Genomic DNA, 22,955 nt, shown 5'->3' on the forward strand with positions numbered 1-22,955 from the left:
AGCATTTAAAACCACAGCTATGACGGCTCTGTACCACAAACAAAACATCAGCCTTTACAATTCGCTAAGCGGAAAGAAAGAATCTTTCAAACCCCTGTTAGAGGGTAATGTTGGGATGTACGTATGCGGACCTACCGTGTATAGCAATGTGCACCTTGGAAATGTGCGCACCTTTATGTCCTTTGATATGATTTTCAGATATCTGAAGCATTTGGGATATAAAGTGCGCTATGTACGCAACATTACCGACGCAGGACACCTTACCGATGATGCTGATGAAGGAGAGGATAAAATCGCAAAAAAAGCCAGACTAGAGCAAATAGAACCTATGGAAGTGGTGCAGCAATACACCATAGACTTTCATAATATCCTTCAAAAGTTCAACTGCCTCCCCCCCAGTATTGAGCCTACCGCAACCGGACACATCATTGAACAAATCGAGATCATAAAAGAAATTTTAGAGAACGGTTATGCCTACGAAAAAAACGGCTCTGTTTATTTTGATGTCATCAAATTCAATGAGAAACACGAGTACGGCAAACTAAGCGGCCGTCAATTGGAGGACATGATTACCAATACCCGCGAACTTACCGCGCAAAGCGAAAAGAGAAATGCTCAGGATTTTGCTTTATGGAAGAAAGCCGAACCGCAACACATCATGCGCTGGCCTTCTCCCTGGGGCGACGGTTTCCCGGGATGGCATCTGGAGTGTACCGCAATGAGCACTAAATACCTCGGAGAACAGTTTGATATTCACGGGGGTGGGATGGATTTAAAATTTCCGCATCATGAGTGTGAGATTGCCCAGTCTGAAGCTTCAAACGGAAAAAATCCTGTTAATTACTGGCTTCACGCCAATATGCTTACCCTTAACGGTAAAAAAATGTCTAAAAGCGATGGAAACAACATTTTCCCCGCTCAGATATTTACCGGTGACAGTCCGTTTTTGACTAAAGGCTTCTCTCCTTCAGTTGCCCGTTTCTTTGTGATGCAGGCGCATTACCGAAGCGTTTTAGATTTTAGCAATGAAGCACTTCTTGCAAGCGAAAAAGGCTTCAACCGTCTGATGGAAGCCGTAAGTTTACTCGATTCCCTCGAAGCTTCAGCAAATAGCGGTATTGACATTGCGGGCTGGAAACAAGCTTGCTATGATGCGATGAATGATGATTTCAATTCGCCCATACTTATCGCCCAGCTCTTTGAAGCTGTTAAGTACATTCATCAGCTTAAAGATGGTAAAGCTCAGATCACAGCGTCTGATCTGGAAGACTTCAAACAGAGCATGCGTGCTTTTGTTTTTGAAATCCTGGGCCTTGAAGATGTTACCGCTGCCGCAGAAGCCAATACCGATAAGCTTAATGGCACTCTTGAATTATTAATTCAGTTGCGAAAAGAAGCCAGAGCCAATAAAGACTTTGCCCTGAGTGACCAGATTCGTGATGAACTCCAAAAGTTGGGCATCCAGCTCAAAGACGGAAGAGAAGGCACCACCTATACCATATCAGGGTAATTGAATTGTACAACCGTGAAAAAAGTCCTGCAATCCATTTTGATTTTACCGATCAGGCTTTACCAGCGGTTTCTCTCACCCCTATTGCCCCCTGCCTGCAGATACACCCCAACCTGCTCGCATTATAGTGTTGAGGCAATTCAAAAACACGGCCCCATTAGAGGCTTGTGGCTGGCAATAAAACGCATCGCGAGTTGCAACCCATGGGGAGGATCTGGGTATGACCCCGTGCCTCCTGTCCCCAAAAAACAAAGTCTATAAAAACGATAAAATCCCCCAAGAAGCCTTTTGGCTTTGCTATATTTACAGCCTTAATTTTGATTACTTATGCATCTTCCATTTAAAATGACCTGGAATCCTTCAACCGGTTTAGACCTGGGATTTTTTACCCTTCACTACTATAGTTTGATGTTTGTCATTGCCTTCTCTCTGGGTTGGTATGTGATGAAAAGGGTTTACAAAAAAGAAGGTGTTGAAGAAGAAAAATTAGACCCGCTCTTTATTTATTCGGTATTAGCCATTTTGATAGGTGCTCGTTTGGGCCATGTGTTCTTTTACCAGACAGAATTGCTCTGGGAAGATCCACTTTCGGTTATTTTACCCTTCAGGTTTGTACCCGATATTGAATATACCGGCTTTCAGGGGCTTGCAAGCCACGGTGCCGCAATAGGTATGATTATCGCTATGTACCTGTATAATAAAAAGGTGTTGAAGAAAAGCGTATTATGGCTTTTGGACCGCGTCATTCTTCCGGTTTCATTAGGCGCAATCTTCGTGCGTATAGGTAATTTTTTCAATTCTGAAATGGTAGGAAAAATCACCGATTCTAATCTGGGAATTAAATTTGTACAGGACCAGTATAACAAATACGAAGTTCAGCGTTTAACCGGCATTCCTAATGAACAAAAAGCCTATCAGGCACTTACCGATGACCCGCAATTTGCAAGTTATATCGCCGAAATTCCCTATCGTTTTCCGGGTCAACTCATGGAAGCCACAGGCTATATTTTTGTATTTCTAATCCTGATGTTTGTGTACTGGAAAACCGACCTGCGTAAAAAAGAAGGCTTCTTGTTCGGTTTTTTCCTAATTCTGCTTTGGAGTGTACGCTTTGTGGTTGAGTTCTTCAAGCGCGCTCAGGTGGAAGGTAGAGAAGACTGGATTTTCGGGTTTAATACCGGGCAGATTCTGAGTATTCCGTTTATTTTAGTTGGAATCTTTTTTGTTGTACGGGCTTTAAACCAAAAGAAACAACCCAAGTATCCTAAATCTTAAAATTATGCGTTTATTGCTCTTAAGTTTGCTTTTTATAAGCTTTGTAAGCTGTAAGAATAAAGCAGAAAATACACCTAAAGAATTAACGCAGGAAAAGATCACATTTAGTCCCGAAGGAAGTCTGGAAATTTTCAAGAAAGACAGTAGTGTTGTTTCGTTAAGCATAGAACTTGCAGAAACTGCATACGAGACCGAAACCGGCCTTATGTACCGCGAATCTATGAAACCCGATCAGGGTATGCTTTTTGTTTTTGAAGACGAGCAGCCTCATAATTTCTATATGAAAAACACCTACATTCCGCTTGACCTGTTTTTCATTACCAAAGACCAAAAGATCGCAACCATCATAGAAAACGCGCGACCTCTTGATGAAACCAGCTTACCGTCTGAAGTTCCTGTACAATACGTTTTAGAGGTTAACGCCGGTTCAGCCGAAACCTGGAATATTCAGGAAGGAGATTCTATAAGCTGGAAGCGCAATTAGATCTTTTCAATTTGTCGCAAAACCAGTCACGTCATGAACTATCAAAAAATCCTTGAAGAAATTGCGGCAGAAACTTCAGTCCTAAAAAACTCAGGAAAAGTTGCTACCTATATTCCGGAATTGGGAAAAGTTGATCCCGGAAAATTCGGAATCTACCTGCAATGCACAGACGGGAAATCGTATGCTACCGGCGACTCGCACGAACGCTTTTCAATACAAAGTATATCAAAGGTTCTCAGCCTCGCTCTGACCTTGAAATTAAAAGGAAACAGAATCTGGCAACGCATTGGCGTAGAACCTTCAGGAGACCCGTTTAATTCACTGGTTCAGCTCGAGTACGAAAAAGGCATTCCCCGCAATCCGTTTATCAATGCAGGTGCATTGGTTGTTGCAGATATCCTGCTCACCGAACTGAAAAATCCCAAAGAAGACTTCCTACAATTTGTACGCGACGCTGCCGGAGATCAAAGCATCAATTACGATGAGAAAGTCGCTGCTTCAGATGGAACATAAGTTTCGCAATGCGGCATTAACTCATTTGATGAAAGACTTTGGCAATATCAATCACGATGTAGATACGGTGCTTGATTTTTACTTCCACCAATGCTCCATTGCGATGAGTTGCAAACAACTCGCGAAGGCCTTTACCATATTTCTGAACTACGGTAAATACGATCTGAGCAAAGAAGCCGCAATTCTAAACCCAATGCTTGCCAAGCGTATCAACGCCCTGATGATTAGCTGCGGTTTTTACGATGAGTCCGGCGAATTTGCATTCAGCATAGGCTTACCCGGTAAAAGTGGCGTAGGTGGTGGTATTGTGGCCGTGCATCCACGACATTACAGCGTTGCAGTTTGGAGTCCGCCGCTTAACAGCAAAGGAAATTCGGAGCGCGGAATGAAGGCCTTAGAATTGCTCACCACCAAAACCGAACAATCTGTTTTTTAAAAACCTTTAATTTTAAAACAAAAGAAACCCGATAGCTTTTACTATCGGGTTTCTTTTTATCTAATTAAGTCGGAAAGCTTAAGCTACCGGCTCCTCTTCTTTTTGTTTTTCAGGCTTAAGAGCCTTCTTTTGAATCGTATCAAACATCACAGGAGTTGCGATGAAAATCGAAGAATAGGTACCCACTACCACACCTACGATCAATGCAAACATAAAGCCCATAATACTTGCTCCACCAAAGATGAAGATTGCAAGCAATACGATTAAGGTGGTCATCGAGGTATTTAATGTACGGCTGATGGTACTGTTAATCGCCTGATTGATGATCACATCCATTTTGCGGGTAGGACCATACTCTTTCATGAATTCCCGGATACGGTCAAACACAACCACGGTATCGTTAAGCGAGTAACCAATAACGGTAAGGATCGCTGCGATAAATGACTGGTCAATTTCCATATTGAACGGCATAAACTTATAGGTCAGCGAGAAGATCCCTAACACGATAAGCACATCGTGGAAAACAGCCGCAACTGCACCAAGAGAAAATTGCCATCTTCTAAAACGCAATAAGATATACAGGAACACCACTACAAGAGACCCCAATACGGCCCAAAACGAATCTCTCTTAATATCATCTGCAATGGTAGGACCAACTTTGTTGTACTCCAAAATACCAATTTTAGCATCGCTTGATCCGCCTTTTACAAACTGTTCAAGAGTCAAATCTGCAGGTAAATACGATTTTAAAGCAGTATAGAGTTTTTGCTGAATATCATCATCAACATCAGAAGTTTCCTCTTCAATACGATATTTGGTAGTAATCTTCAGCTGGTTTGCCTCACCATAGGTTTTAGCCTGAGCGCTTTCTAACTCTGCAACTAAGCTCTGTTCTGCTTCTGTAGCATTTACAGGTTGCTCAAAACGCACCGTATAGTTACGTCCCCCAACGAAGTCAACACCCTGGTCAAGACTAAACGTAAACAAAGAAATTACACTCACCACAATTAATGTCCCACTTACGATGTAAGCAATCTTACGCTTCGCAAGGAAATCTTTATTGAAGTTGGCAAACAAGTTGCGTGTTGCAGCCGTTGAAAACTCAAGCGACTTCCCGTTTTTCCCATAACCGTCAATAAACAGACGAGTAACGAAAATCGCGGTAAATAAGGAAGTACCAATACCTATCATTAAGGTTGTAGCAAAACCTTGAATAGGTCCTGTACCAAATAAGAATAGAATTAAAGCTGTAAGGAAAGTTGTGATGTTGGCATCAAGAATAGATGACAGGGCATTGTTGAAACCATCCTTAATTGCATCTTTCTGAGACTTGCCTTTTGCCAGTTCTTCCTTGATACGCTCAAATATAAGTACGTTAGCATCTACCGACATACCTATGGTAAGCACGATACCTGCAATACCGGGAAGGGTTAATACCGCTCCAAGTCCTGCCAGAATACCAAAAATGAATAAAATGTTTACCGCCAAAGCGATATCTGCAAAAAGACCGGCTTTACCATAGTAAAAAACCATCCAAAGCAGAACTAGTAAAAGCGCTATAACGAACGATATTAAACCGCTGTTGATAGCCTCCTGTCCTAAAGAAGGTCCTACAACATCGTAAGATATGATCTTTGCAGAAGCAGGAAGTTTACCCGCTTTCAATACGTTAGCGAGATCCTGAGCTTCGGTTACCGTAAAGCTTCCTGAAATCTCAGTACTTCCATTTTTAATTTCTTGTTTTGCAGTCGCTGCAGAATACACCGTTCCGTCAAGAACAATTGCGATAGCGCTACCATCTGCCGCAACATCACCGGTTAGTTTTGCCCACTGGGTAGGCCCCTGACCTTCAAAATCAATTCCTACAGAAGGCAACCCCATCTGCGTATATTGCTGACGCGAGTCCTGAACTACGTCTCCATCCATCGCAGGGTTACCCGCACGATCTGATTGTAATGCGTATAAAGGCAACACATCGCTCTCACCTTCTGCAGTACCCCAACGGAATTTAGCATAACGCAGACTTTGTGGTCTTGCGCGCACAACTTCAGGCTTAGAAAGGTAACTGTTTATGGTAGCGGTATCTTTAATCTGCGCATATCCTATTACAGGAATCTGGCCATACTGCTGCAATGCAGGATTAAAGCTGAAACGCTCAAACAACGGATTATTTTGTGTAGCAGGAGTAATAGTATCTTCCTCACTGGCAAGTAATTCTTCAATAGAATCGTCTGTAGTTTCGGTAGAATCCTGAACTTCTGTAACTTCTTCTTCTTCAGCAGGAGCTACAAGGTCTTTTAAAATTGTGTTTACCTCTATAAGATAAGGAGCGGCTTCACCTGCAAAAACGGTTTTATAAAATTCCAGCTGAGCCGTACTTTCCAGCTGAAAACGAACGCGCTCAATATCGGTAGCACCAGGAAGCTCAATAAGAATTCGCGAGCGGTTATCTAAACGCTGAATATTAGGCTGTGTAACACCAAATTTGTCAATACGATTACGCAGTACTTCAAAGGCTGATTTAATAGACTCTTCAACTTCACGACGAATAATTGGCTTAACCTCATCATTTGTCATATTGAAGTTTACTTTTTCGCCCAAAGTAGTATTGGCAAAAATATCTGGAGATGCCAATTTATTGTCTCCCGGGATAGCCTCAAAAGCATCAAAGAAATTATCTAGAAAAGAATTCTGACTGTCTTTCTGAGCTTCTGCTGCCTGGTCTAAAGCCTGGTTGAATGCCGGGTCTGTAGAATTATTGCTCAAACCTCTTAGGATATCTGCAACAGAAATCTCTAAAATCGCGTTCATACCCCCTTTAAGATCCAGACCTTTATTAAGCTCTTTCTCTTTTGCATCGTTGTAGGTAATACCCAAAGCAATAGGATCATTTCCTACAGAATCTAAATACTGACGGGCAACTTCTCCTCTTCGATCAACATAATCAGGCACTGTGGAAGGCACTTGTTGTTCTGCAAAAGCAGCCGCCTTATCTTCAGCCTGGTTGGTAAAATACGTGAACGAAAGCTGATACAAACTTACCAGCCCAAATAAAATCGCAAATACTCTAATGAGTCCTTTATTTTGCATTACTTATACTATTTATTGATTCTTCCCGAACATTTTTCGGGCGATTTTGTAAAACGTGCAAATATAGGGTTTCAAGGCAGAAATGCCAATAAATATCTTTTTGATTTCTTTAACCTTTTAATTCACTGAAAAACAAGTGTTTATTCATTTTAAAAAAGAGCATTCAGGTGGTTTTAATATTCCTTCCGGGCTTCGTTCACATTATAAAAAGTATCACAGACAGCACGAAAATTGAATGAAAAATCCCCTTAAAAGGAATTCGGTTTTACCACTTAAAATAGGCGGTATCACTACCAGGATTAAGGGTTTTTTAAAAGCGTGGTAATTGATTTTCAGAAGTTAAACCCCGGCAAACTCCAAATCCTAAAACTTTACTTTTTTGTCAACTTTTTAATGTTGACAAATTTTTAAAAAACTGATTTTAAGTTATTTACAATTTATTTTTGATAACTTTTAAAAACATAAGCTCACCTTGCCTTATAAAATTGTGTACCTTCACATCTCGAAATTCCAGCATTAAAATTCTAAAATATTACCTATGCCTACACAAACTAAAGCACCTGTCTCTAAAACGTTTACGCAGGATGAAGCCTTCAAAGCTTCTCTAAACTATTTTAAAGGTGATGATCTTGCCGCTCGCGTCTGGGTCAATAAATACGCTCTTAAAGATTCTGAAGGCAACATTTACGAAAAAACACCGGACGATATGCACCGTCGTATCGCTAACGAAATTGCCCGTATAGAAAGCAGATATCCAAACCCATTAACGGAAGAAGAAGTTTTTGAACTCATAAAAGACTTTAAATACATTGTACCACAGGGAAGCCCCATGGCCGGGATAGGTAATCCCTTTCAGGTGGGTTCTTTATCCAATTGCTTTGTAATAGGAAACAGTGGTGAATCTGACTCGTATGGCGGGATTATGAAAATTGACCAGGAGCAGGTACAACTTATGAAACGCCGTGGCGGTGTAGGCCACGACCTTTCTCACATCAGACCAAAAGGCTCTCCCGTTAAAAATTCGGCGCTTACCTCAACCGGACTCGTACCATTCATGGAGCGGTATTCAAACAGCACGCGCGAAGTCGCCCAGGACGGCCGCCGCGGTGCGTTGATGCTTTCGGTCTCTATAAACCATCCCGATGCCGAAGATTTTATAGATGCTAAAATGGAGCAGGGCAAAGTAACCGGAGCTAACGTTTCGGTGCGTATTGATGACGGCTTTATGCAGGCGGTAAAAGACAAAAACAACTACACCCAGAAGTATCCTATTTTCAGCCCCAATCCCATCAATCAAAAAGAAATTGAAGCCGAAAAGCTTTGGAAAAAAATAGTTCACAACGCGTGGAAATCTGCAGAACCCGGAATCTTATTCTGGGACACCATTGCCCGGGAGTCAGTGCCCGATTGCTATGCAGATTTAGGTTACAAAACCGTATCAACAAACCCTTGCGGTGAGATTCCGCTTTGCCCTTACGATTCATGCCGTCTGCTGGCGATCAACCTGTTCTCATACGTTGAAAATCCTTTTACAGACAAGGCCTCCTTCAACTTTGATCTTTTCAAAAAACACATTGCCCACGCGCAGCGTATTATGGACGATATCATAGATCTGGAGCTGGAAAAAGTTGACGCCATCCTGGAAAAAATTGATGCCGATCCGGAAAACGAAGAAGTGAAGCAGGTAGAACGCAATCTTTGGTTAAACATCAAGAAAAAGGCTGAAGAAGGAAGACGTACCGGAATAGGTATTACTGCCGAAGGAGATATGCTGGCCGCATTAGGCATTAAGTACGGAAGTGAAAAAGGCATTGAGTTTTCTGTGGAAATTCACAAAACCATCGCGATTGAAGCCTATCGCGCTTCGGTTTACGCAGCTAAAGAACGTGGCGCCTTCCCTATTTTTGATTCGGAACGCGAAAAAGAGAATCCGTTTATCCTGCGCCTCAAAAATGCCGATGAGAAATTGTATTACGATATGCTTGAGTATGGCCGTCGTAATATCGCCCTGTTAACTATTGCTCCAACAGGTACGACCAGTCTAATGACTCAGACCACTTCGGGTATTGAGCCGGTGTTTTTACCGGTTTACAAACGCCGTCGTAAAGTAAACCCAAATGATAAAGAAGCCCGGGTTGATTTTGTTGATGAAGTTGGCGACAGCTGGGAAGAATATGTAGTATTTCACCATCGCTTTAAAGAATGGATGCAGGCTAATGGTATCGCAACCGACAAAAATTACAGTCAGGAAGAGCTGAATACTATTGTAGCCAAATCGCCTTACTTTGAAGCCACTTCAAATGATGTAGACTGGCTTAATAAAGTACGCATGCAGGGCGCCGTACAAAAATGGGTGGATCACAGCATCAGCGTGACTATTAATCTGCCTAATGATGTAGATGAGGAGCTGGTAGGCAACCTTTATCTTGAAGCCTGGCAGGCCGGCTGCAAAGGAGTTACGGTTTATCGCGATGGTTCACGTTCTGGTGTACTAATCTCTAACGAAGAAAAGAAAGAGGAAGAAGAAAGCGATACGCTAACACCATTTCCTACGAAAAGACCACAGGTTTTGGAGGCAGACATCGTTCGTTTTCAAAACAACAAAGAGAAATGGATTGCCTTTATTGGTTTAATTGGCGGAAAACCTTACGAAATATTCACCGGTATTGCTGATGATGAAGACGGAATTTTGATTCCGCGTTGGGTGGAAGAAGGGCTTATTATTAAAAACCGAAACGAAGACGGAAGCTCTCGCTACGATTTTCAGTACAAAAACAAGAGAGGGTATAAAACCACGATCGAAGGCCTTTCGCATAAGTTTGACCCGGAATACTGGAACTACGCTAAATTGATCTCGACAACCCTACGCTATGGCATGCCGATAGAAAAAGCAGTCGAGTTGACCAATAGCCTGCAACTGGACAGTGCGTCTATCAACACCTGGAAAAATGGTGTGGCGCGTGCATTAAAGCGCTATGTTGCAGATGGTACCGAAGCCCGCAAGCAAAAATGCGACAATTGCAACTCCTCGCAATTAATCTATCAGGAAGGTTGCCTTACCTGTAAAGATTGCGGTTCTTCAAAATGTGGTTAATCACAAGTATATAAGAACAAAAGAGCCGCTCGATGAGCGGCTCTTTTTATTTTAAGCTAGGAGAAATTGATTACAACTCAAGCAATCCGTTAGTTTTACGCACTGCATCAGCACTCTCCTTAAGTTTTTCTTTTTCAGCATCTGTTAAATCAACAGGCACGATACGCTCAATACCGTCTTTACCTAAAATAACAGGTACACCTATGCAGATATCATCAAGATCATACTCCCCTTCCAGCAAAGCTGAACATGGAAACATTTTCTTTTGGTCACAAGCAATAGCCTGCACTAAACCGGATACCGCAGCTCCCGGAGCATACCAGGCCGAAGTTCCTAAAAGCTTAGTAAGGGTCGCTCCACCTACTTTAGTGTCCTCCATCACCTGATCCAAACGCTCTTCAGATAAAAATGCAGAAGCAGGTACGCTGTTACGGGTTGCTAAACGGGTAAGCGGGATCATACCGGTATCACTGTGACCACCTATTACCATCCCGTCTACATCAGAAATAGGGCATTCTAAAGCCTCTGCCAGACGGTATTTAAAGCGGGCGCTATCAAGAGCACCGCCCATTCCTATGATTTTATTTTTTGGCAAACCTGTGGTTTTGTGTACCAGATAGGTCATGGTATCCATAGGATTACTTACCACAATGATTGTTACATCAGGAGAATGCTTGATCAGGTTACCGGCTACATCTTTCACGATTCCGGCATTGATACCTATCAATTCTTCTCTGGTCATACCCGGTTTACGTGGAATACCACTGGTAATCACCGCGATGTCGCTACCTGCAGTTTTTGAATAATCGCCGGTAGTCCCTGTGATTCGGGTATCAAAACCGTTCAGTGAAGCGGTTTGCATCAGGTCCATTGCTTTTCCTTCTGCAAATCCTTCTTTAATATCAACTAAAACAACATCTGAAGCAAAATTTTTCATTGCGATATATTCGGCACAACTTGCACCTACTGCTCCTGCTCCTACTACGGTAACTTTCATGGGTATGTATTTTTTAAATTAATTAGTATATGAAACACAATACCTTATGCGGTATCGTTTGCGGACGCAAAAATACGACTTCGTTTAATCTTTAGAGACTTATAAAGTTAAAAAATGAGGTAATCCTTAGCGGTAAGAGAAATACAAACCTTCAGCTTTTGACATAAAAAAACCGCTTTCAGCCTGGGTTTTGCTGAAAGCGGCTTATATTCCTAAAAAAAGTATCGCTATCTGAAACTAAATGCAATACCGGCTGTTAAATTACTGTATTCCTGCACGGTGTAATCTGCAAAGATTTTGAAGAAGGCCAGATTTAAACGGGCTCCTAATGAAGCACGCACGCTTGAAGGGTTATAAGACAATGCAATGGGATCAACCACTTCTCCAGGCTGACCATTATCGTATTCAAACTTATAAGTTCCCAAAACATTGATTTCAGATTTACCCCCTGTATATCCCAAACCGCCGTAAACCGTGACAAATGGAAAATCAAGCGAAGCAACACCCTGCACGGTATAGGAATTCAGTTTGAACTCTGCAGCCTGATTGCTTCCTTCTAAATCAGAATTTGCCTGAATATCGTAGTCAACATTCATATTGGTAAAAGCACCTAAAACAGAAATATTTAAAGGCAATTTGTCTAAAGGACCAAAGTATTGCATAATGTCGTGTTTAAAACCGGCTCCAAAAAGCTTCCCTTTCACATCATCACTACCCACTTCGGGCACAAAACGCACCATTAAATCTGTCCCTTTAAAAACACCCAGACTCGCCTGAATTGCAGGTGCGGGCACAGCGTTAAGGGGCAAGTCATCCTTTACACCTTCGGGCATGGTAAAACTCACCTCATCTCCATCCTGTGTGCGAAATTCAAGATCTACAGGCACACCACTACCCGCAACTGTAGGCGTAATGTCTCCGCTCTTGTTGATCAACTCATTTTGAAAATTAAGACTGCTTATTGCAAACATCTCTTTCTCAGAAGGAACAATTGCTCCGTTAAAGCCAATAGTAATATCAAAACCCCATTGCTTATGCGTTTTTGCCGTATGATACCAGCCGCCAGACATGCTGTAGACCAGACCTTCCATCGCCGGTGCGATATAAGCGCCCATCAGCGTATTAGCATCTGCTGTTCCGGCTTTTACAATGGCTTCAAAGCCATCATCTTCCTGTGCAAAAAGGCCTGTTGAGCCCAAAGCCAATAATCCAAATAGTAGTGTTTTTTTCATTCTCTGATTGATTTGGTTAAGTAAGATTGAATTTAAAATTCGTTATACGCCGTCAAAAATAACAAAACCGCTTAAAGACCAAAGGCTTAAAAATAAAAAAGCCCGACTTTTTCAAGACGGGCTTTCCAAATTATTTAAAAGATGTTACACATCAATATTTGCGTAAATCGCGTTTTTCTCGATAAACTCACGACGTGGTGGCACCTCATCACCCATTAGCATAGAGAATATACGATCAGCTTCAGTACCGTTGTCTATGGTTACCTGACGCAGGGTTCTAAATTCCGGGTTCATCGTGGTATCCCACAATTGCTCGGCATTCATCTCCCCAAGACCCTTATAACGCTGTACCGAGGCACTACCGCCCATTTCTTCGTTATACTGATCGCGCTCTTTATCACTCCATGCATAACGCATTTTTTTACCTTTTTTAAGTAAATAAAGCGGTGGAGTCGCAATATATACGTGACCGCCTTCAACGAGTTCGCGCATATAACGGAAAAAGAACGTCAAAATCAAGGTTGCAATGTGACTACCATCGACATCGGCATCACACATAATCACGATTTTATGATAACGCAGTTTAGTAAGGTTAAGCTCTTTGCTATCTTCTTCGGTACCAATGGTTACACCCAAAGCCGTAAAAATATTCTTGATCTCCTCGTTTTCAAAAACCTTATGCTGCATCGCTTTCTCCACATTCAGAATTTTTCCGCGAAGCGGAAGAATCGCCTGAAAGTTTCGATCACGACCCATTTTTGCAGTACCACCCGCAGAGTCACCCTCTACCAGGAATACTTCACAGGCCTGAGGATCGGTTTCAGAACAGTCTGCCAGTTTCCCGGGCAAACCGCCTATACTCATCACCGTCTTACGCTGCACCATCTCGCGCGCTTTCTTGGCGGCGTGACGTGCCTGAGCGGCAAGAATTACTTTCTGTACGATGGTTTTAGCATCATCCGGATGCTCTTCCAGATAAATTTCGAGCATTTCAGAAACAGCCTGAGATACCGCAGAAGTCACCTCGCGGTTACCCAATTTGGTCTTGGTCTGTCCTTCAAACTGAGGCTCAGCTACTTTCACCGAAATTATCGCTGTAAGACCTTCTCTAAAGTCATCACCGGCGATTTCAAATTTCAGCTTATCAAGCATCCCTGAAGCATCGGCATATTTTTTCAATGAAGTGGTCAAACCTCTTCTAAAACCGGCAAGGTGCGTACCTCCCTCGTGAGTATTGATGTTGTTGACATACGAGTGCAGATTTTCTGCATAACTGTCGTTGTAAATCATCGCAACCTCAACGGGGATATCGTTTTTCTCGCCTTCCATAGAAATAACGTGACCAATAATAGGCTGACGGTTACCATCCAAAAAGCGAACAAATTCCTTCAATCCTTCTTCAGAATGAAACGTCTCTATCGGGAATTCGCCTTTATCATCTTTCTGACGCTTATCCATCAGGGTAATGGTTATCCCCTTATTTAAATAAGCCAGTTCACGCATACGGCTGGCAAGCGTATCGTAGTTAAATTCTATAGTTTGCTGAAAAATGGTAGGATCTGGCAAAAAGGTCACTGCCGTACCACGATCTGTGGTATCACCAACAGCCTTTACCGGATACATAGCCTTACCTTTCTCATACTCCTGCTCCCAGATTTTACCATCGCGGTAAACGGTTGCTTTAAGGTGGTCTGAGAGTGCGTTAACACAACTCACCCCTACCCCGTGCAAACCACCGGAAACTTTATAGGAATCTTTGTCAAATTTACCTCCGGCACCAATTTTGGTCATTACCACCTGAAGTGCCGAAACGCCTTCTTTCTTGTGTAAATCTACCGGAATACCCCGGCCGTTATCTTTAACCGAGATTGAATTATTTTCATTTATAATCACATCAATGGCGTCACAATGACCGGCCATCGCCTCATCTATAGAGTTGTCAACAACTTCATAAACCAGGTGATGCAAACCACGTACACCTACATCTCCTATATACATCGATGGTCGCATACGCACATGCTCCATTCCTTCCAGCGCCTGAATACTGTCTGCAGAATACTGCTTCTTATTGGCTTCTTCGCTCATATATTTTTATTAGGTTAAATTGTTCTGTTTTTTCTTAAAGCGGAAAACATATTGCCTTAGATCAAAAGGGTGCTTAAAACACGACAAAACACACGCTAAAGATGTGTTTTTTGACAGCAAACAAATATAAAAAAAGGCTTCCCAGTAAAGGAGCAAAAGCCGAGCCAAAGGCTTTAAGTTATCAACAAATTGTGAAAAAACAGCCCTCATTTTTGAGTATCGGTGCCCGAAGGATTTAATTACTTCGAAAAGCATAAAAAAAGCGTTTTCAGTTACCCGAAAACGCTTCTTAATTGGCTGGTAGTTTATGAAATCTGTTAGGCCAACTCTTTCTTTTTACCATAGGCATCACTATGCACGTTTGCAACTGCACGACCAGATGGGTCGTTCATGTTTTTAAACGCCTCGTCCCACTCTAAGGCAATCTTGGTACTACAAGCCACTGAAGCTTCCTGAGGCACACTCCATGCTGCCGCATCACTTGGGAAGTGTTCTGCAAAAATGCTGCGGTAATAGTATTCCTCTTTGTTTGTTGGGGTTTGTATCGGGAACTTGTATTTCGCGTTAGCAAGCTGCTCATCGCTTATTTTTTCGTTCACCATTTCTTTTAAGGTATCAATCCAGCTGTAACCTACGCCATCTGAAAATTGTTCTTTCTGTCTCCAGGCTACACTTTCAGGTAGATACGATTCAAAGGCTTTACGCAACACCCATTTTTCCATACGCTCCCCGTTGATCATTTTATCCTGAGGGTTGATGTTCATCGCGACATCCATAAATTCTTTATCCAGGAATGGAACACGACCTTCTATACCCCATGCTGCCAGCGATTTGTTTGCACGCAGGCAGTCATACATATGCAGTTTGCTTAATTTACGCACGGTTTCCTCATGAAATTCCTGAGCGTTTGGTGCTTTGTGGAAATAAAGATATCCTCCAAAAACCTCATCTGCACCTTCACCCGAAAGTACCATTTTCACACCCATAGACTTGATGACACGGGCCATAAGGTACATTGGGGTTGAAGCACGAATCGTTGTGATATCGTAAGTCTCCAGGTTATAAATCACATCTCTGATGGCATCAAGACCTTCCTGGATGGTAAATTTAATCTCGTGGTGTACAGTGCCTATATGATCGGCTACTTTTTGAGCTGCAGCAAGATCTGGAGATCCCTCAAGACCTACAGAAAACGAGTGCAGACGTGGCCACCAGGCTCCATCCTGATCGTCGCTTTCAATATGCTTTTCTGCGTATTTTTTAGCAACCGCAGAAGTGATTGAAGAGTCTAGCCCGCCCGAAAGCAATACGCCATAAGGCACGTCAGACATCAACTGGCGGTGAACTGCTGCCTCAAGGGCGTCTCTTAATTTTTCGATGCTGGTTTCGTTTTCCTTAACGGCATCGTACTCCATCCAGTCGCGCTTGTACCATTGTTTAAGCTCGCCGTCACTGCTGTGCAGGTAATGACCCGGAGGAAATAATTGAATTTTTGTACAGGTACCTTCCAAAGCTTTCAGTTCTGAAGCTACATAAAAAGTACCGTGCTGATCCCAGCCCATATAAAGCGGGATAATCCCCATATGATCACGGGCTACAAAGTACTCGTCTTTAGCAGCATCGTATAATGAAAAAGCAAAGATTCCGTTTAACTTATCTAAAAACGCCGGACCTTCCTCCTGATACAAAGCTAAAATCACTTCACAGTCAGACTGCGTCTGAAAATCGTATTGCTTTTTAAGTTGTTTGCGTAATTCTTTATGATTATAGATCTCACCATTGGCGGCAAGAATAAGTTTTCCGTCAGGGCTTAACAAGGGTTGTTTTCCAGAAGCCGGGTCAACGATTGATAAACGCTCGTGAGCTAAGATGGCTTTCTCGTCGCTATACACTCCATTCCAATCCGGACCACGATGACGTATTTTTTTTGACATTTCTAAAAGCTGCGGTCTTAAAACTTCAGCAGGCTGTTTCAATTCATAGGCACATACGATCCCACACATAATTGTAATTGTTTTAATTTGATGGCTCAAAGATGCTATTTACATATTAACTCACAAACAAAAAAGCGATATATGATTACAATTGACAACTTTTTTTAGTTTATTTAGGTAAATCTGGAACAAAAACAAGCACTCTTCCTGTTTTTAAATTACAAATAGGATTTTAAGACCCTATTAACTAAAGAAAAGTCAGTCCACATTGTACATTTGCACGAAAGTTGACATCCACTTCATAAACATTATCTAATGAACAATATAGTAAAGACCATAGCAATTGCATTTCTGCTTTTAAGCATAGATGTTCAGGCACAAAAATTCACAGATCCCGATAAAAGTCCGTTAGACATTGCGATGTACCGCGGTCAGGATAAAGCTCCACGAGTACGTGTAATTTATAGCCGTCCTCAGAAAAAAGGCCGGGAAATTTTTGGTAAACTGGAGAAATACGGTGAAGTATGGCGCACCGGAGCTAATGAGTCTACCGAAATTAAATTCTACCGCGATATGATGGTTGGCGACTCGGTGGTACCTGCAGGCACTTACACGTTGTTTACCATTCCGGGCAAAAAGGAATGGACTGTAATCCTGAATAAAGATCTGGATACCTGGGGAGCTTACGGCTACAAGAAAGAGCGCGATTTGTTGCGCTTTACTACTCCTGCACGTAAGACTGCCGCACCTATTGAATCGTTTTCCATTTCCTTTCAACCCACCGAAGCCGGTTCTGATATGTTTTTAGGCTGGGACGATACGTATATCCAGGTTCCGTTTGAGGAAGTTGAGGAATAGTCTCTTAATAAGAATTAAAACTAATTATATGAAAAAGCCCCTTCCAAAAGAAGGGGCTTTTCTATGCTTTATACGTTCAGATTGAAAGCAGCAATTAGGGAATATTGAGGTACTTGTGCGTTTGCAGACTTATTTTCCATTTAGGATTTGCCATCACATAATCTACGATAAGCGGAGTCATCTTTTCACGAACGCTCCATTCCGGCTGTAAATACAATTCGCAAGCCTCATTAACCTTAGCTGCGTGTTCTTCGGCGAAATCAAAATCAGACTTGTTGTAGATGATTACTTTCAGTTCGTTTGCCTCCTTATAAATGCGGGGCTTTGGCAGCATTCGTTTTTTAGGCGAAAGACAAATCCAATCCCAGGTTCCGGTAAGCTCATAGGCTCCTGAAGTTTCAATATGCACCTGCATCCCTTCGGCTTTAAGCAAACCTGTAAGGTGCTCCATATCCCACATCAAAGGTTCCCCCCCTGTTACTACGATGGTTTTGCTGTATTTTTTGGCATTGGCAACAATAGCAGCAGCTTCGGTAGGCGGGTGTATGGCCGCGTCCCAGCTTTCTTTCACATCACACCAATGGCAGCCCACGTCGCAGCCTCCCACACGTATAAAATAGGCGGCGGTACCGGTATGATGACCTTCGCCCTGAATGGTGTAAAACTCCTCCATCAACGGGAGTAATTCTCCCAGCTCTACTCTGCTTGCTGTTGCCTCTTTTGTCATAGGGCGCAAAGATACACCGCCTGAAATGCATGCCAAAGCGAAGTGTATTTTATTTGACTAAAACCCCTAATCGCAGAACGCTAAACCGAGGTAATTTTCCCCGCCCGCTTGTAATACCAATCTTATCCTTATTTTTAAACCAAAATCTAAGCGATGGATCAAACGGAAGCATTTAAAGAACACATCATTGCGGGCAACACCTTCAAGGGAGATTCGATCCCGGTTGGAGCGGCCATGTTAAACGGGCAAACCATTACCGGTGCTCTGGTTAAAATTCCACTTAAAACTATGAACCGTCATGGGTTGATCGCCGGTGCTACCGGTACCGGAAAAACGAAAACCCTGCAAGTGCTGGCCGAAAACCTATCGGAAAAAGGAGTACCCGTACTGCTGATGGATATGAAAGGGGACTTAAGCGGAATTGCCAAAGCAAGCCCCGGACATCCAAAAATTGACGAGCGGCACGAAAAAATAGGCCTGCCTTATGAAGCCAAAGATTTCCCGGTAGAGCTTTTGACCCTTTCGGAACAAAATGGGGTGCGGCTCCGGGCGACGGTGAGTGAATTTGGCCCTGTGCTATTTTCGCGAATTCTGGATGCTTCAGATGCTCAGGCGGGTATTATCGCCATCCTTTTTAAATATTGCGACGACAAGAGCTTACCCCTTTTGGATCTTAATGACTTTAAAAAAGTGTTGCAATACGCCACAGATGAAGGCGGCGAGGAGATTCAGGAGCTGTATGGTCGTATTTCAACCTCTTCAGCAGGTTCTATTCTGCGAAAAATTGTTCAGCTTGAACAGCAGGGAGCAGATGTCTTTTTTGGCGAAAAGTCTTTTGAAGTAAACGATCTGTTGCGTCTCGATGAAAATGGAAGAGGAAAAATCAACATCATTCGGCTTACCGATATTCAGGATCGCCCGAAGCTGTTTTCAACATTTATGCTGAGTTTACTGGCTGAAATTTACAGTACCTTCCCCGAGCAGGGCGATAGCGAGCAGCCCGAACTGGTCATCTTTATTGACGAAGCCCACCTCATTTTTCAGGAAGCTTCTAAAGCTTTACACAGTCAGATAGAAAGTATTGTAAAACTCATCCGGTCTAAAGGCGTAGGTTTGTATTTTGTAACTCAAAATCCTACCGATGTTCCCGATGGAGTATTAAGTCAGTTAGGTTTAAAGATTCAGCACGCCCTGCGCGCCTTTACCGCAAAAGACCGTAAAGCGATAAAGCTTACTGCCGAAAACTACCCCATTTCTGAATATTACGACACAACCGAAGTGCTCACATCTCTGGGTACGGGAGAAGCTCTGGTTTCTGCACTTGATGAAAAAGGACGCCCCACACCGCTTGCGGCTACTATGATGCGTGCGCCTATGTCGCGAATGGATATTTTGAGTCAGGGCGAAATTGACGATATCAACCGAAAATCAGCCTTAATACCTAAATACAACGACAGTATTGACCGCGAGAGCGCTTACGAAATCCTTAATGCCAAAATAAAAAAGGCGGAAACCGAGGAGGCTAAAGAAAAAGCCCGGGACGAGCGTGCAACAGTTAAACGCAGCAGCAGTCGTTCAAGTGGTAATACTACCGAAAAAGCCATTATTAAAGTACTCACCAGTGCCACTGTATTACGCGGTGTTCTGGGGATTTTAAACAAAATGATTAAATAAAACACATAGCCTATTTTATGAAAAAAATCCTTTTAGCCGGTCTATTTGCCGGTATGTTAGTTACTTCTTGCTCTAAAGAAAATCCGTTTCAGGTGACTGCGACTCAGGTGGGACCTTTGACTAAAGAAACTCCGGTAAGCGATCTGAAAACTGTTTTTGCAAATGACAGTGTGGTAGATCAAAACAGCGGACTCAGCGAAGAACTTAACATTAATGCTATTGAAATCTATGAAAAAGGTGGAAAACAGCTTTTGAGTCTTATGCCCGTTAAGGAAGGGGAGCCAAAAACCATAAGAACCGTTCAGATCTTTGACCCCAGATATACTACTGAGGCCGGTATTAACCTCAACTCTACCTTTAAAGACCTTACTGACGCTTACGAGATTTCGCGGATAGAAACACTCATAAGCAGTGTGGTGGTATTTGTAGATGACATCAACGCGTATTTCACCATTGATCGTAAAGAGCTTCAGGGCGAACTGCGCTTTGATATGGAAGCTAAAGTTACCGAAGCTGAAATACCCGATGCGGCAAAAATCAAATACTTTATGATAGGCTGGTAATATTCAGCCTTTTTAAAAATTAAAGCAGTGAGCACCTATTTCATTCAGAAAAAACCTTTTGTAGTACCTACTGATGACGGCAAGTACATTGGCGAACATTTTGGCAAAGCCAGCACGGGTCAGAGTGATCTGAGTATTGCCCATATGGTTGCCCCGCCACATTGGAGTGAACCTTTTCAAACTCCCGAGTTTGACGAGTACACCTTCATTATTAGTGGCCAGAAGCAGTTTGAGATAAACGGCGAGCAACTCACACTACGGGCAGGAGAATCCATCCAAATTAAGGCCGGGACCCGGGTGCGTTACAGCAATCCTTTTGATGCGCCCTGCACCTATATTTCGGTATGTAAGTCTGCCTTCGATTTTGAAAAAGTAAATCGTGAAGCCGAATAATGATTAATCCAGTTTTATAATTTACTATCACGCAGTAATTTATAAATATGTATTAATTGTTGCTTAAAGGCTCGTTAATCTACATGAAGCTCTGCGCCTATTCCAGTACTTTAGCTCCATAACCAATATTTTAAAATTATGATCAAGATATTAGCAATCATCATGGTAATAGGTGGAGCGATCGCGCTAGTAGCCGGAGTGATGGGCATTTTTGGAAGTTTAAGCACAGGATTAAGCCCCTGGGCTCTCGCTATTTTGGGTGGTATATTTTTCCTTTCGGGGATATCTCTGCTTAAATACCGAAAAGATACTGATGTAATTGAATCTGAAAGCAAGAAGTAACAACCTGCTTAATCGTATATTTGCCCTCCCAAACAGGAGGGCTTTTTTATGCAAAAACTTTTCAAAAAACTCTTAGTAGGATCTTTAGGATTTTATATTAATACGCTGGCTTACTTAAGTCCGCGTGCTTCTGCCAGAAAAGCCTTTCGCGTTTTTAGCAAACCCCGTCAGGGAAAAATAGGACCGCATCATCAGGATTTTTTAGACTCTAACCTGGAGCCCAAACTTGAAGTTGCAGGGCTCTCCATTCAACCCTACAGGTGGAAAGGAACCGGAAAAACCATCGTGTTAGTACACGGCTGGGAAAGTCATTCGCATCGTTGGAAGGAAATGATTTTCAGACTCCAAAAAGAAAATTACAACATCATTGCCTTTGACGCACCCGCTCACGGGTATAGTGATGGCAAATATTTATATGTTCCTATCTACAGTAAGGTTCTTGATCAGGTTATTGCCATCTATCAACCGGCATTCCTGATAGGCCATTCAATGGGTGGTATGACCGTTTTGTATAATCAGGCGCAGGATTCAGCAACACGAATGGAGAAACTGGTCATCTTAGGCGCTCCTGATAAACTGGAAAGCCTGGTTGATCAATACCGGGCTATTTTAGGTCTTAATCAGAAAGCCATTGATGCCCTGGAAGCGTTTTTCAAGAGACGCTTCAATTTTAAGACTAAAGATTTTTCTTCTTCCGTATTCGCGAAAAAAATACAGACTCCTACCCTGCTTATTCACGACAAGGAAGATACCATTACTCCTGCTTCAGGCTCCCGGGCGATTCATATAGCACTGAAAAATTCAGAATATATTGAAACCGAAGGACTCAATCACAGCTTGTATGATCGTGAAGTCAATGAGAAAATAATAACTTTCCTATCTAAATAGAACAATTCTTATGCCCGGCGAAACACCTACACGTATCAACAAATACCTCAGCGAACTCGGATTCTGCTCACGCAGGGAAGCCGATAAGCTTATCGATGCCGGACGCATTACCATAAATGGCGCTGTACCCGAAATGGGCACAAAAGTTACGACAGCAGACGAGATTCGCGTAGACGGAAAACTGGTTGTGCAGGAGAAAGACAAACCGGTTTACCTTATTTTCAACAAACCGGTAGGGATTGTGTGCACCACAGACACACGGGTTGAAAAGGACAACATCATTGATTTTATCAATTACCCCACCCGCATTTTTCCGGTTGGCCGACTCGATAAAGCCAGTGAAGGTCTTATTTTCTTAACCAATGACGGGGATATCGTCAATAAAATTCTGCGTGCCCGTAACAATCACGATAAAGAGTATATCGTTGAAGTTGATAAACCGGTTACCGCATCGTTTGTAACGCGTATGTCAGACGGCCTGCCCATACTCGATACCATCACCCGTAAATGCGAGGTAGAGCAACTGGGCAAAAACCGGTTTAAGATTGTCCTCACTCAGGGACTTAACCGTCAGATACGCCGTATGTGCGAGTATCTCGGCTACGAGGTAACCCGCCTTAAACGCGTGCGTATAATGAATATTCATCTGGATGTTGCAGTGGGCAAATACCGGCAATTTACCCCGGCCGAACTTGCTGAACTCAACAGGCTTCTGGAAGGCAGTTCTAAAACCTATCTTGATCAGCAGGGTGAAGCTTCGGCACAGAAGGGCTTTATCCCTTCCGGACCCAGAAGGCGCAGAAAGGAGTAGTGATTTCCTTCAGTTTATAAACCTGTGTTAATCCTATCCTGCAACTCGT

Annotated in this window: 18 protein-coding genes and 1 pseudogene; 13 read left to right on the forward strand and 6 right to left on the reverse strand. The window is 42.7% G+C overall.

What is annotated here, in order from left to right:
- The first annotated feature begins 19 nt into the window (after positions 1–19).
- The 5 genes and pseudogenes from cysS to LLW17_RS06935 all read left to right on the forward strand — a co-directional run bounded on the left by cysS (position 20) and on the right by LLW17_RS06935 (position 4,218).
- Positions 20–1,510 (forward strand): cysteine--tRNA ligase, encoded by a 1,491-nt coding sequence (cysS, locus tag LLW17_RS06915; protein WP_228229535.1) that lies wholly within the window; start codon positions 20–22, stop codon positions 1,508–1,510.
- 15 nt (positions 1,511–1,525) lie between these two features.
- Positions 1,526–1,771: a membrane protein insertion efficiency factor YidD gene (gene yidD / locus LLW17_RS06920; protein WP_228229643.1), complete on the forward strand. Its 246-nt coding sequence runs from the start codon at positions 1,526–1,528 to the stop codon at positions 1,769–1,771.
- 66 nt (positions 1,772–1,837) lie between these two features.
- Positions 1,838–2,785, forward strand: coding sequence for a prolipoprotein diacylglyceryl transferase (lgt, locus tag LLW17_RS06925; RefSeq protein WP_228229536.1), 948 nt, complete (start codon positions 1,838–1,840; stop codon positions 2,783–2,785).
- A gap of 4 nt (positions 2,786–2,789) precedes the next feature.
- Positions 2,790–3,269, forward strand: coding sequence for a DUF192 domain-containing protein (locus LLW17_RS06930; RefSeq protein WP_228229537.1), 480 nt, complete (start codon positions 2,790–2,792; stop codon positions 3,267–3,269).
- 33 nt (positions 3,270–3,302) lie between these two features.
- Positions 3,303–4,218, forward strand: a pseudogene (locus tag LLW17_RS06935) (glutaminase).
- A 78-nt stretch (positions 4,219–4,296) separates the two neighbouring features.
- Here the strand turns inward: LLW17_RS06935 and secDF are convergent.
- Positions 4,297–7,308: a protein translocase subunit SecDF gene (gene secDF / locus LLW17_RS06940; protein WP_228229538.1), complete on the reverse strand. Its 3,012-nt coding sequence runs from the start codon at positions 7,306–7,308 to the stop codon at positions 4,297–4,299.
- A gap of 538 nt (positions 7,309–7,846) precedes the next feature.
- On the opposite strand from secDF, the gene LLW17_RS06945 reads away from it, so the two are divergent.
- Positions 7,847–10,402, forward strand: a complete 2,556-nt coding sequence (locus tag LLW17_RS06945; protein WP_228229539.1) for an adenosylcobalamin-dependent ribonucleoside-diphosphate reductase — start codon at positions 7,847–7,849, stop codon at positions 10,400–10,402.
- 70 nt (positions 10,403–10,472) lie between these two features.
- Here LLW17_RS06945 and mdh read toward each other — a convergent pair whose 3' ends face one another.
- From mdh to asnB, 4 genes are all read right to left on the reverse strand, one after another.
- Positions 10,473–11,399, reverse strand: a complete 927-nt coding sequence (gene mdh, locus LLW17_RS06950) for a malate dehydrogenase (RefSeq protein WP_228229540.1) — start codon at positions 11,397–11,399, stop codon at positions 10,473–10,475.
- Positions 11,400–11,626: 227 nt separating this feature from the next.
- Positions 11,627–12,631, reverse strand: a complete 1,005-nt coding sequence (locus LLW17_RS06955) for a DUF6588 family protein (RefSeq protein WP_228229541.1) — start codon at positions 12,629–12,631, stop codon at positions 11,627–11,629.
- Between the two features lie 144 nt (positions 12,632–12,775).
- The gene (gene gyrB, locus LLW17_RS06960) at positions 12,776–14,716 is read right to left on the reverse strand and encodes a DNA topoisomerase (ATP-hydrolyzing) subunit B (protein WP_228229542.1); all 1,941 of its coding nucleotides are present in this window, start codon (positions 14,714–14,716) and stop codon (positions 12,776–12,778) included.
- Positions 14,717–15,033: 317 nt separating this feature from the next.
- A complete protein-coding gene (gene asnB, locus LLW17_RS06965) occupies positions 15,034–16,719 on the reverse strand; it encodes an asparagine synthase B (RefSeq protein WP_228229543.1) in 1,686 nt (561 codons plus the stop codon).
- Between the two features lie 246 nt (positions 16,720–16,965).
- Between asnB and LLW17_RS06970 the strand changes: the two genes are divergently transcribed.
- On the forward strand, positions 16,966–17,508 hold the full coding sequence (locus tag LLW17_RS06970; protein ID WP_228229544.1) for a DUF2911 domain-containing protein: 543 nt from the start codon (positions 16,966–16,968) through the stop codon (positions 17,506–17,508).
- 94 nt (positions 17,509–17,602) lie between these two features.
- On the opposite strand, the gene LLW17_RS06975 is transcribed toward LLW17_RS06970, so the two are convergent.
- Complete coding sequence (locus tag LLW17_RS06975; protein ID WP_228229545.1) at positions 17,603–18,235, reverse strand: 7-carboxy-7-deazaguanine synthase QueE; 633 nt, start codon at positions 18,233–18,235, stop codon at positions 17,603–17,605.
- 153 nt (positions 18,236–18,388) lie between these two features.
- Here LLW17_RS06975 and LLW17_RS06980 point away from each other — a divergent pair, with 153 nt between their 5' ends.
- From LLW17_RS06980 to rluF, 6 genes are all read left to right on the forward strand, one after another.
- On the forward strand, positions 18,389–19,909 hold the full coding sequence (locus LLW17_RS06980) for a helicase HerA-like domain-containing protein (RefSeq protein ID WP_228229546.1): 1,521 nt from the start codon (positions 18,389–18,391) through the stop codon (positions 19,907–19,909).
- 17 nt (positions 19,910–19,926) lie between these two features.
- On the forward strand, positions 19,927–20,472 hold the full coding sequence (locus LLW17_RS06985; protein ID WP_228229547.1) for a hypothetical protein: 546 nt from the start codon (positions 19,927–19,929) through the stop codon (positions 20,470–20,472).
- A 27-nt stretch (positions 20,473–20,499) separates the two neighbouring features.
- Positions 20,500–20,865: a cupin domain-containing protein gene (locus tag LLW17_RS06990; RefSeq protein ID WP_228229548.1), complete on the forward strand. Its 366-nt coding sequence runs from the start codon at positions 20,500–20,502 to the stop codon at positions 20,863–20,865.
- A gap of 138 nt (positions 20,866–21,003) precedes the next feature.
- Positions 21,004–21,207 (forward strand): hypothetical protein, encoded by a 204-nt coding sequence (locus LLW17_RS06995; protein WP_228229549.1) that lies wholly within the window; start codon positions 21,004–21,006, stop codon positions 21,205–21,207.
- A 48-nt stretch (positions 21,208–21,255) separates the two neighbouring features.
- Positions 21,256–22,095 carry an alpha/beta fold hydrolase gene (locus LLW17_RS07000; protein ID WP_228229550.1) on the forward strand — a complete coding sequence of 280 codons (840 nt, stop codon included), beginning with the start codon at positions 21,256–21,258 and terminating at the stop codon, positions 22,093–22,095.
- 10 nt (positions 22,096–22,105) lie between these two features.
- Positions 22,106–22,906, forward strand: coding sequence for a 23S rRNA pseudouridine(2604) synthase RluF (rluF, locus tag LLW17_RS07005; RefSeq protein ID WP_228229551.1), 801 nt, complete (start codon positions 22,106–22,108; stop codon positions 22,904–22,906).
- Positions 22,907–22,955: the final 49 nt, after the last annotated feature.

It is taken from the genome of Leeuwenhoekiella parthenopeia (assembly GCF_020782115.1).
Classification (GTDB): Bacteria; Bacteroidota; Bacteroidia; order Flavobacteriales; family Flavobacteriaceae; genus Leeuwenhoekiella; species Leeuwenhoekiella parthenopeia.

Excerpts from the sequence above, each read along its gene's own strand:
- cysS (WP_228229535.1), top strand. The coding sequence starts at position 20 with ATGACGGCTCTGTACCACAAACAAAACATCAGCCTTTACAATTCGCTA.
- lgt (WP_228229536.1), top strand. The coding sequence starts at position 1,838 with ATGCATCTTCCATTTAAAATGACCTGGAATCCTTCAACCGGTTTAGAC.
- LLW17_RS06930 (WP_228229537.1), top strand. The coding sequence starts at position 2,790 with ATGCGTTTATTGCTCTTAAGTTTGCTTTTTATAAGCTTTGTAAGCTGT.
- secDF (WP_228229538.1), bottom strand. The coding sequence starts at position 7,308 with ATGCAAAATAAAGGACTCATTAGAGTATTTGCGATTTTATTTGGGCTG.
- LLW17_RS06945 (WP_228229539.1), top strand. The coding sequence starts at position 7,847 with ATGCCTACACAAACTAAAGCACCTGTCTCTAAAACGTTTACGCAGGAT.
- mdh (WP_228229540.1), bottom strand. The coding sequence starts at position 11,399 with ATGAAAGTTACCGTAGTAGGAGCAGGAGCAGTAGGTGCAAGTTGTGCC.
- LLW17_RS06955 (WP_228229541.1), bottom strand. The coding sequence starts at position 12,631 with ATGAAAAAAACACTACTATTTGGATTATTGGCTTTGGGCTCAACAGGC.
- gyrB (WP_228229542.1), bottom strand. The coding sequence starts at position 14,716 with ATGAGCGAAGAAGCCAATAAGAAGCAGTATTCTGCAGACAGTATTCAG.
- asnB (WP_228229543.1), bottom strand. The coding sequence starts at position 16,719 with ATGTGTGGGATCGTATGTGCCTATGAATTGAAACAGCCTGCTGAAGTT.
- LLW17_RS06970 (WP_228229544.1), top strand. The coding sequence starts at position 16,966 with ATGAACAATATAGTAAAGACCATAGCAATTGCATTTCTGCTTTTAAGC.
- LLW17_RS06975 (WP_228229545.1), bottom strand. The coding sequence starts at position 18,235 with ATGACAAAAGAGGCAACAGCAAGCAGAGTAGAGCTGGGAGAATTACTC.
- LLW17_RS06980 (WP_228229546.1), top strand. The coding sequence starts at position 18,389 with ATGGATCAAACGGAAGCATTTAAAGAACACATCATTGCGGGCAACACC.
- LLW17_RS06985 (WP_228229547.1), top strand. The coding sequence starts at position 19,927 with ATGAAAAAAATCCTTTTAGCCGGTCTATTTGCCGGTATGTTAGTTACT.
- LLW17_RS06995 (WP_228229549.1), top strand. The coding sequence starts at position 21,004 with ATGATCAAGATATTAGCAATCATCATGGTAATAGGTGGAGCGATCGCG.
- LLW17_RS07000 (WP_228229550.1), top strand. The coding sequence starts at position 21,256 with ATGCAAAAACTTTTCAAAAAACTCTTAGTAGGATCTTTAGGATTTTAT.
- rluF (WP_228229551.1), top strand. The coding sequence starts at position 22,106 with ATGCCCGGCGAAACACCTACACGTATCAACAAATACCTCAGCGAACTC.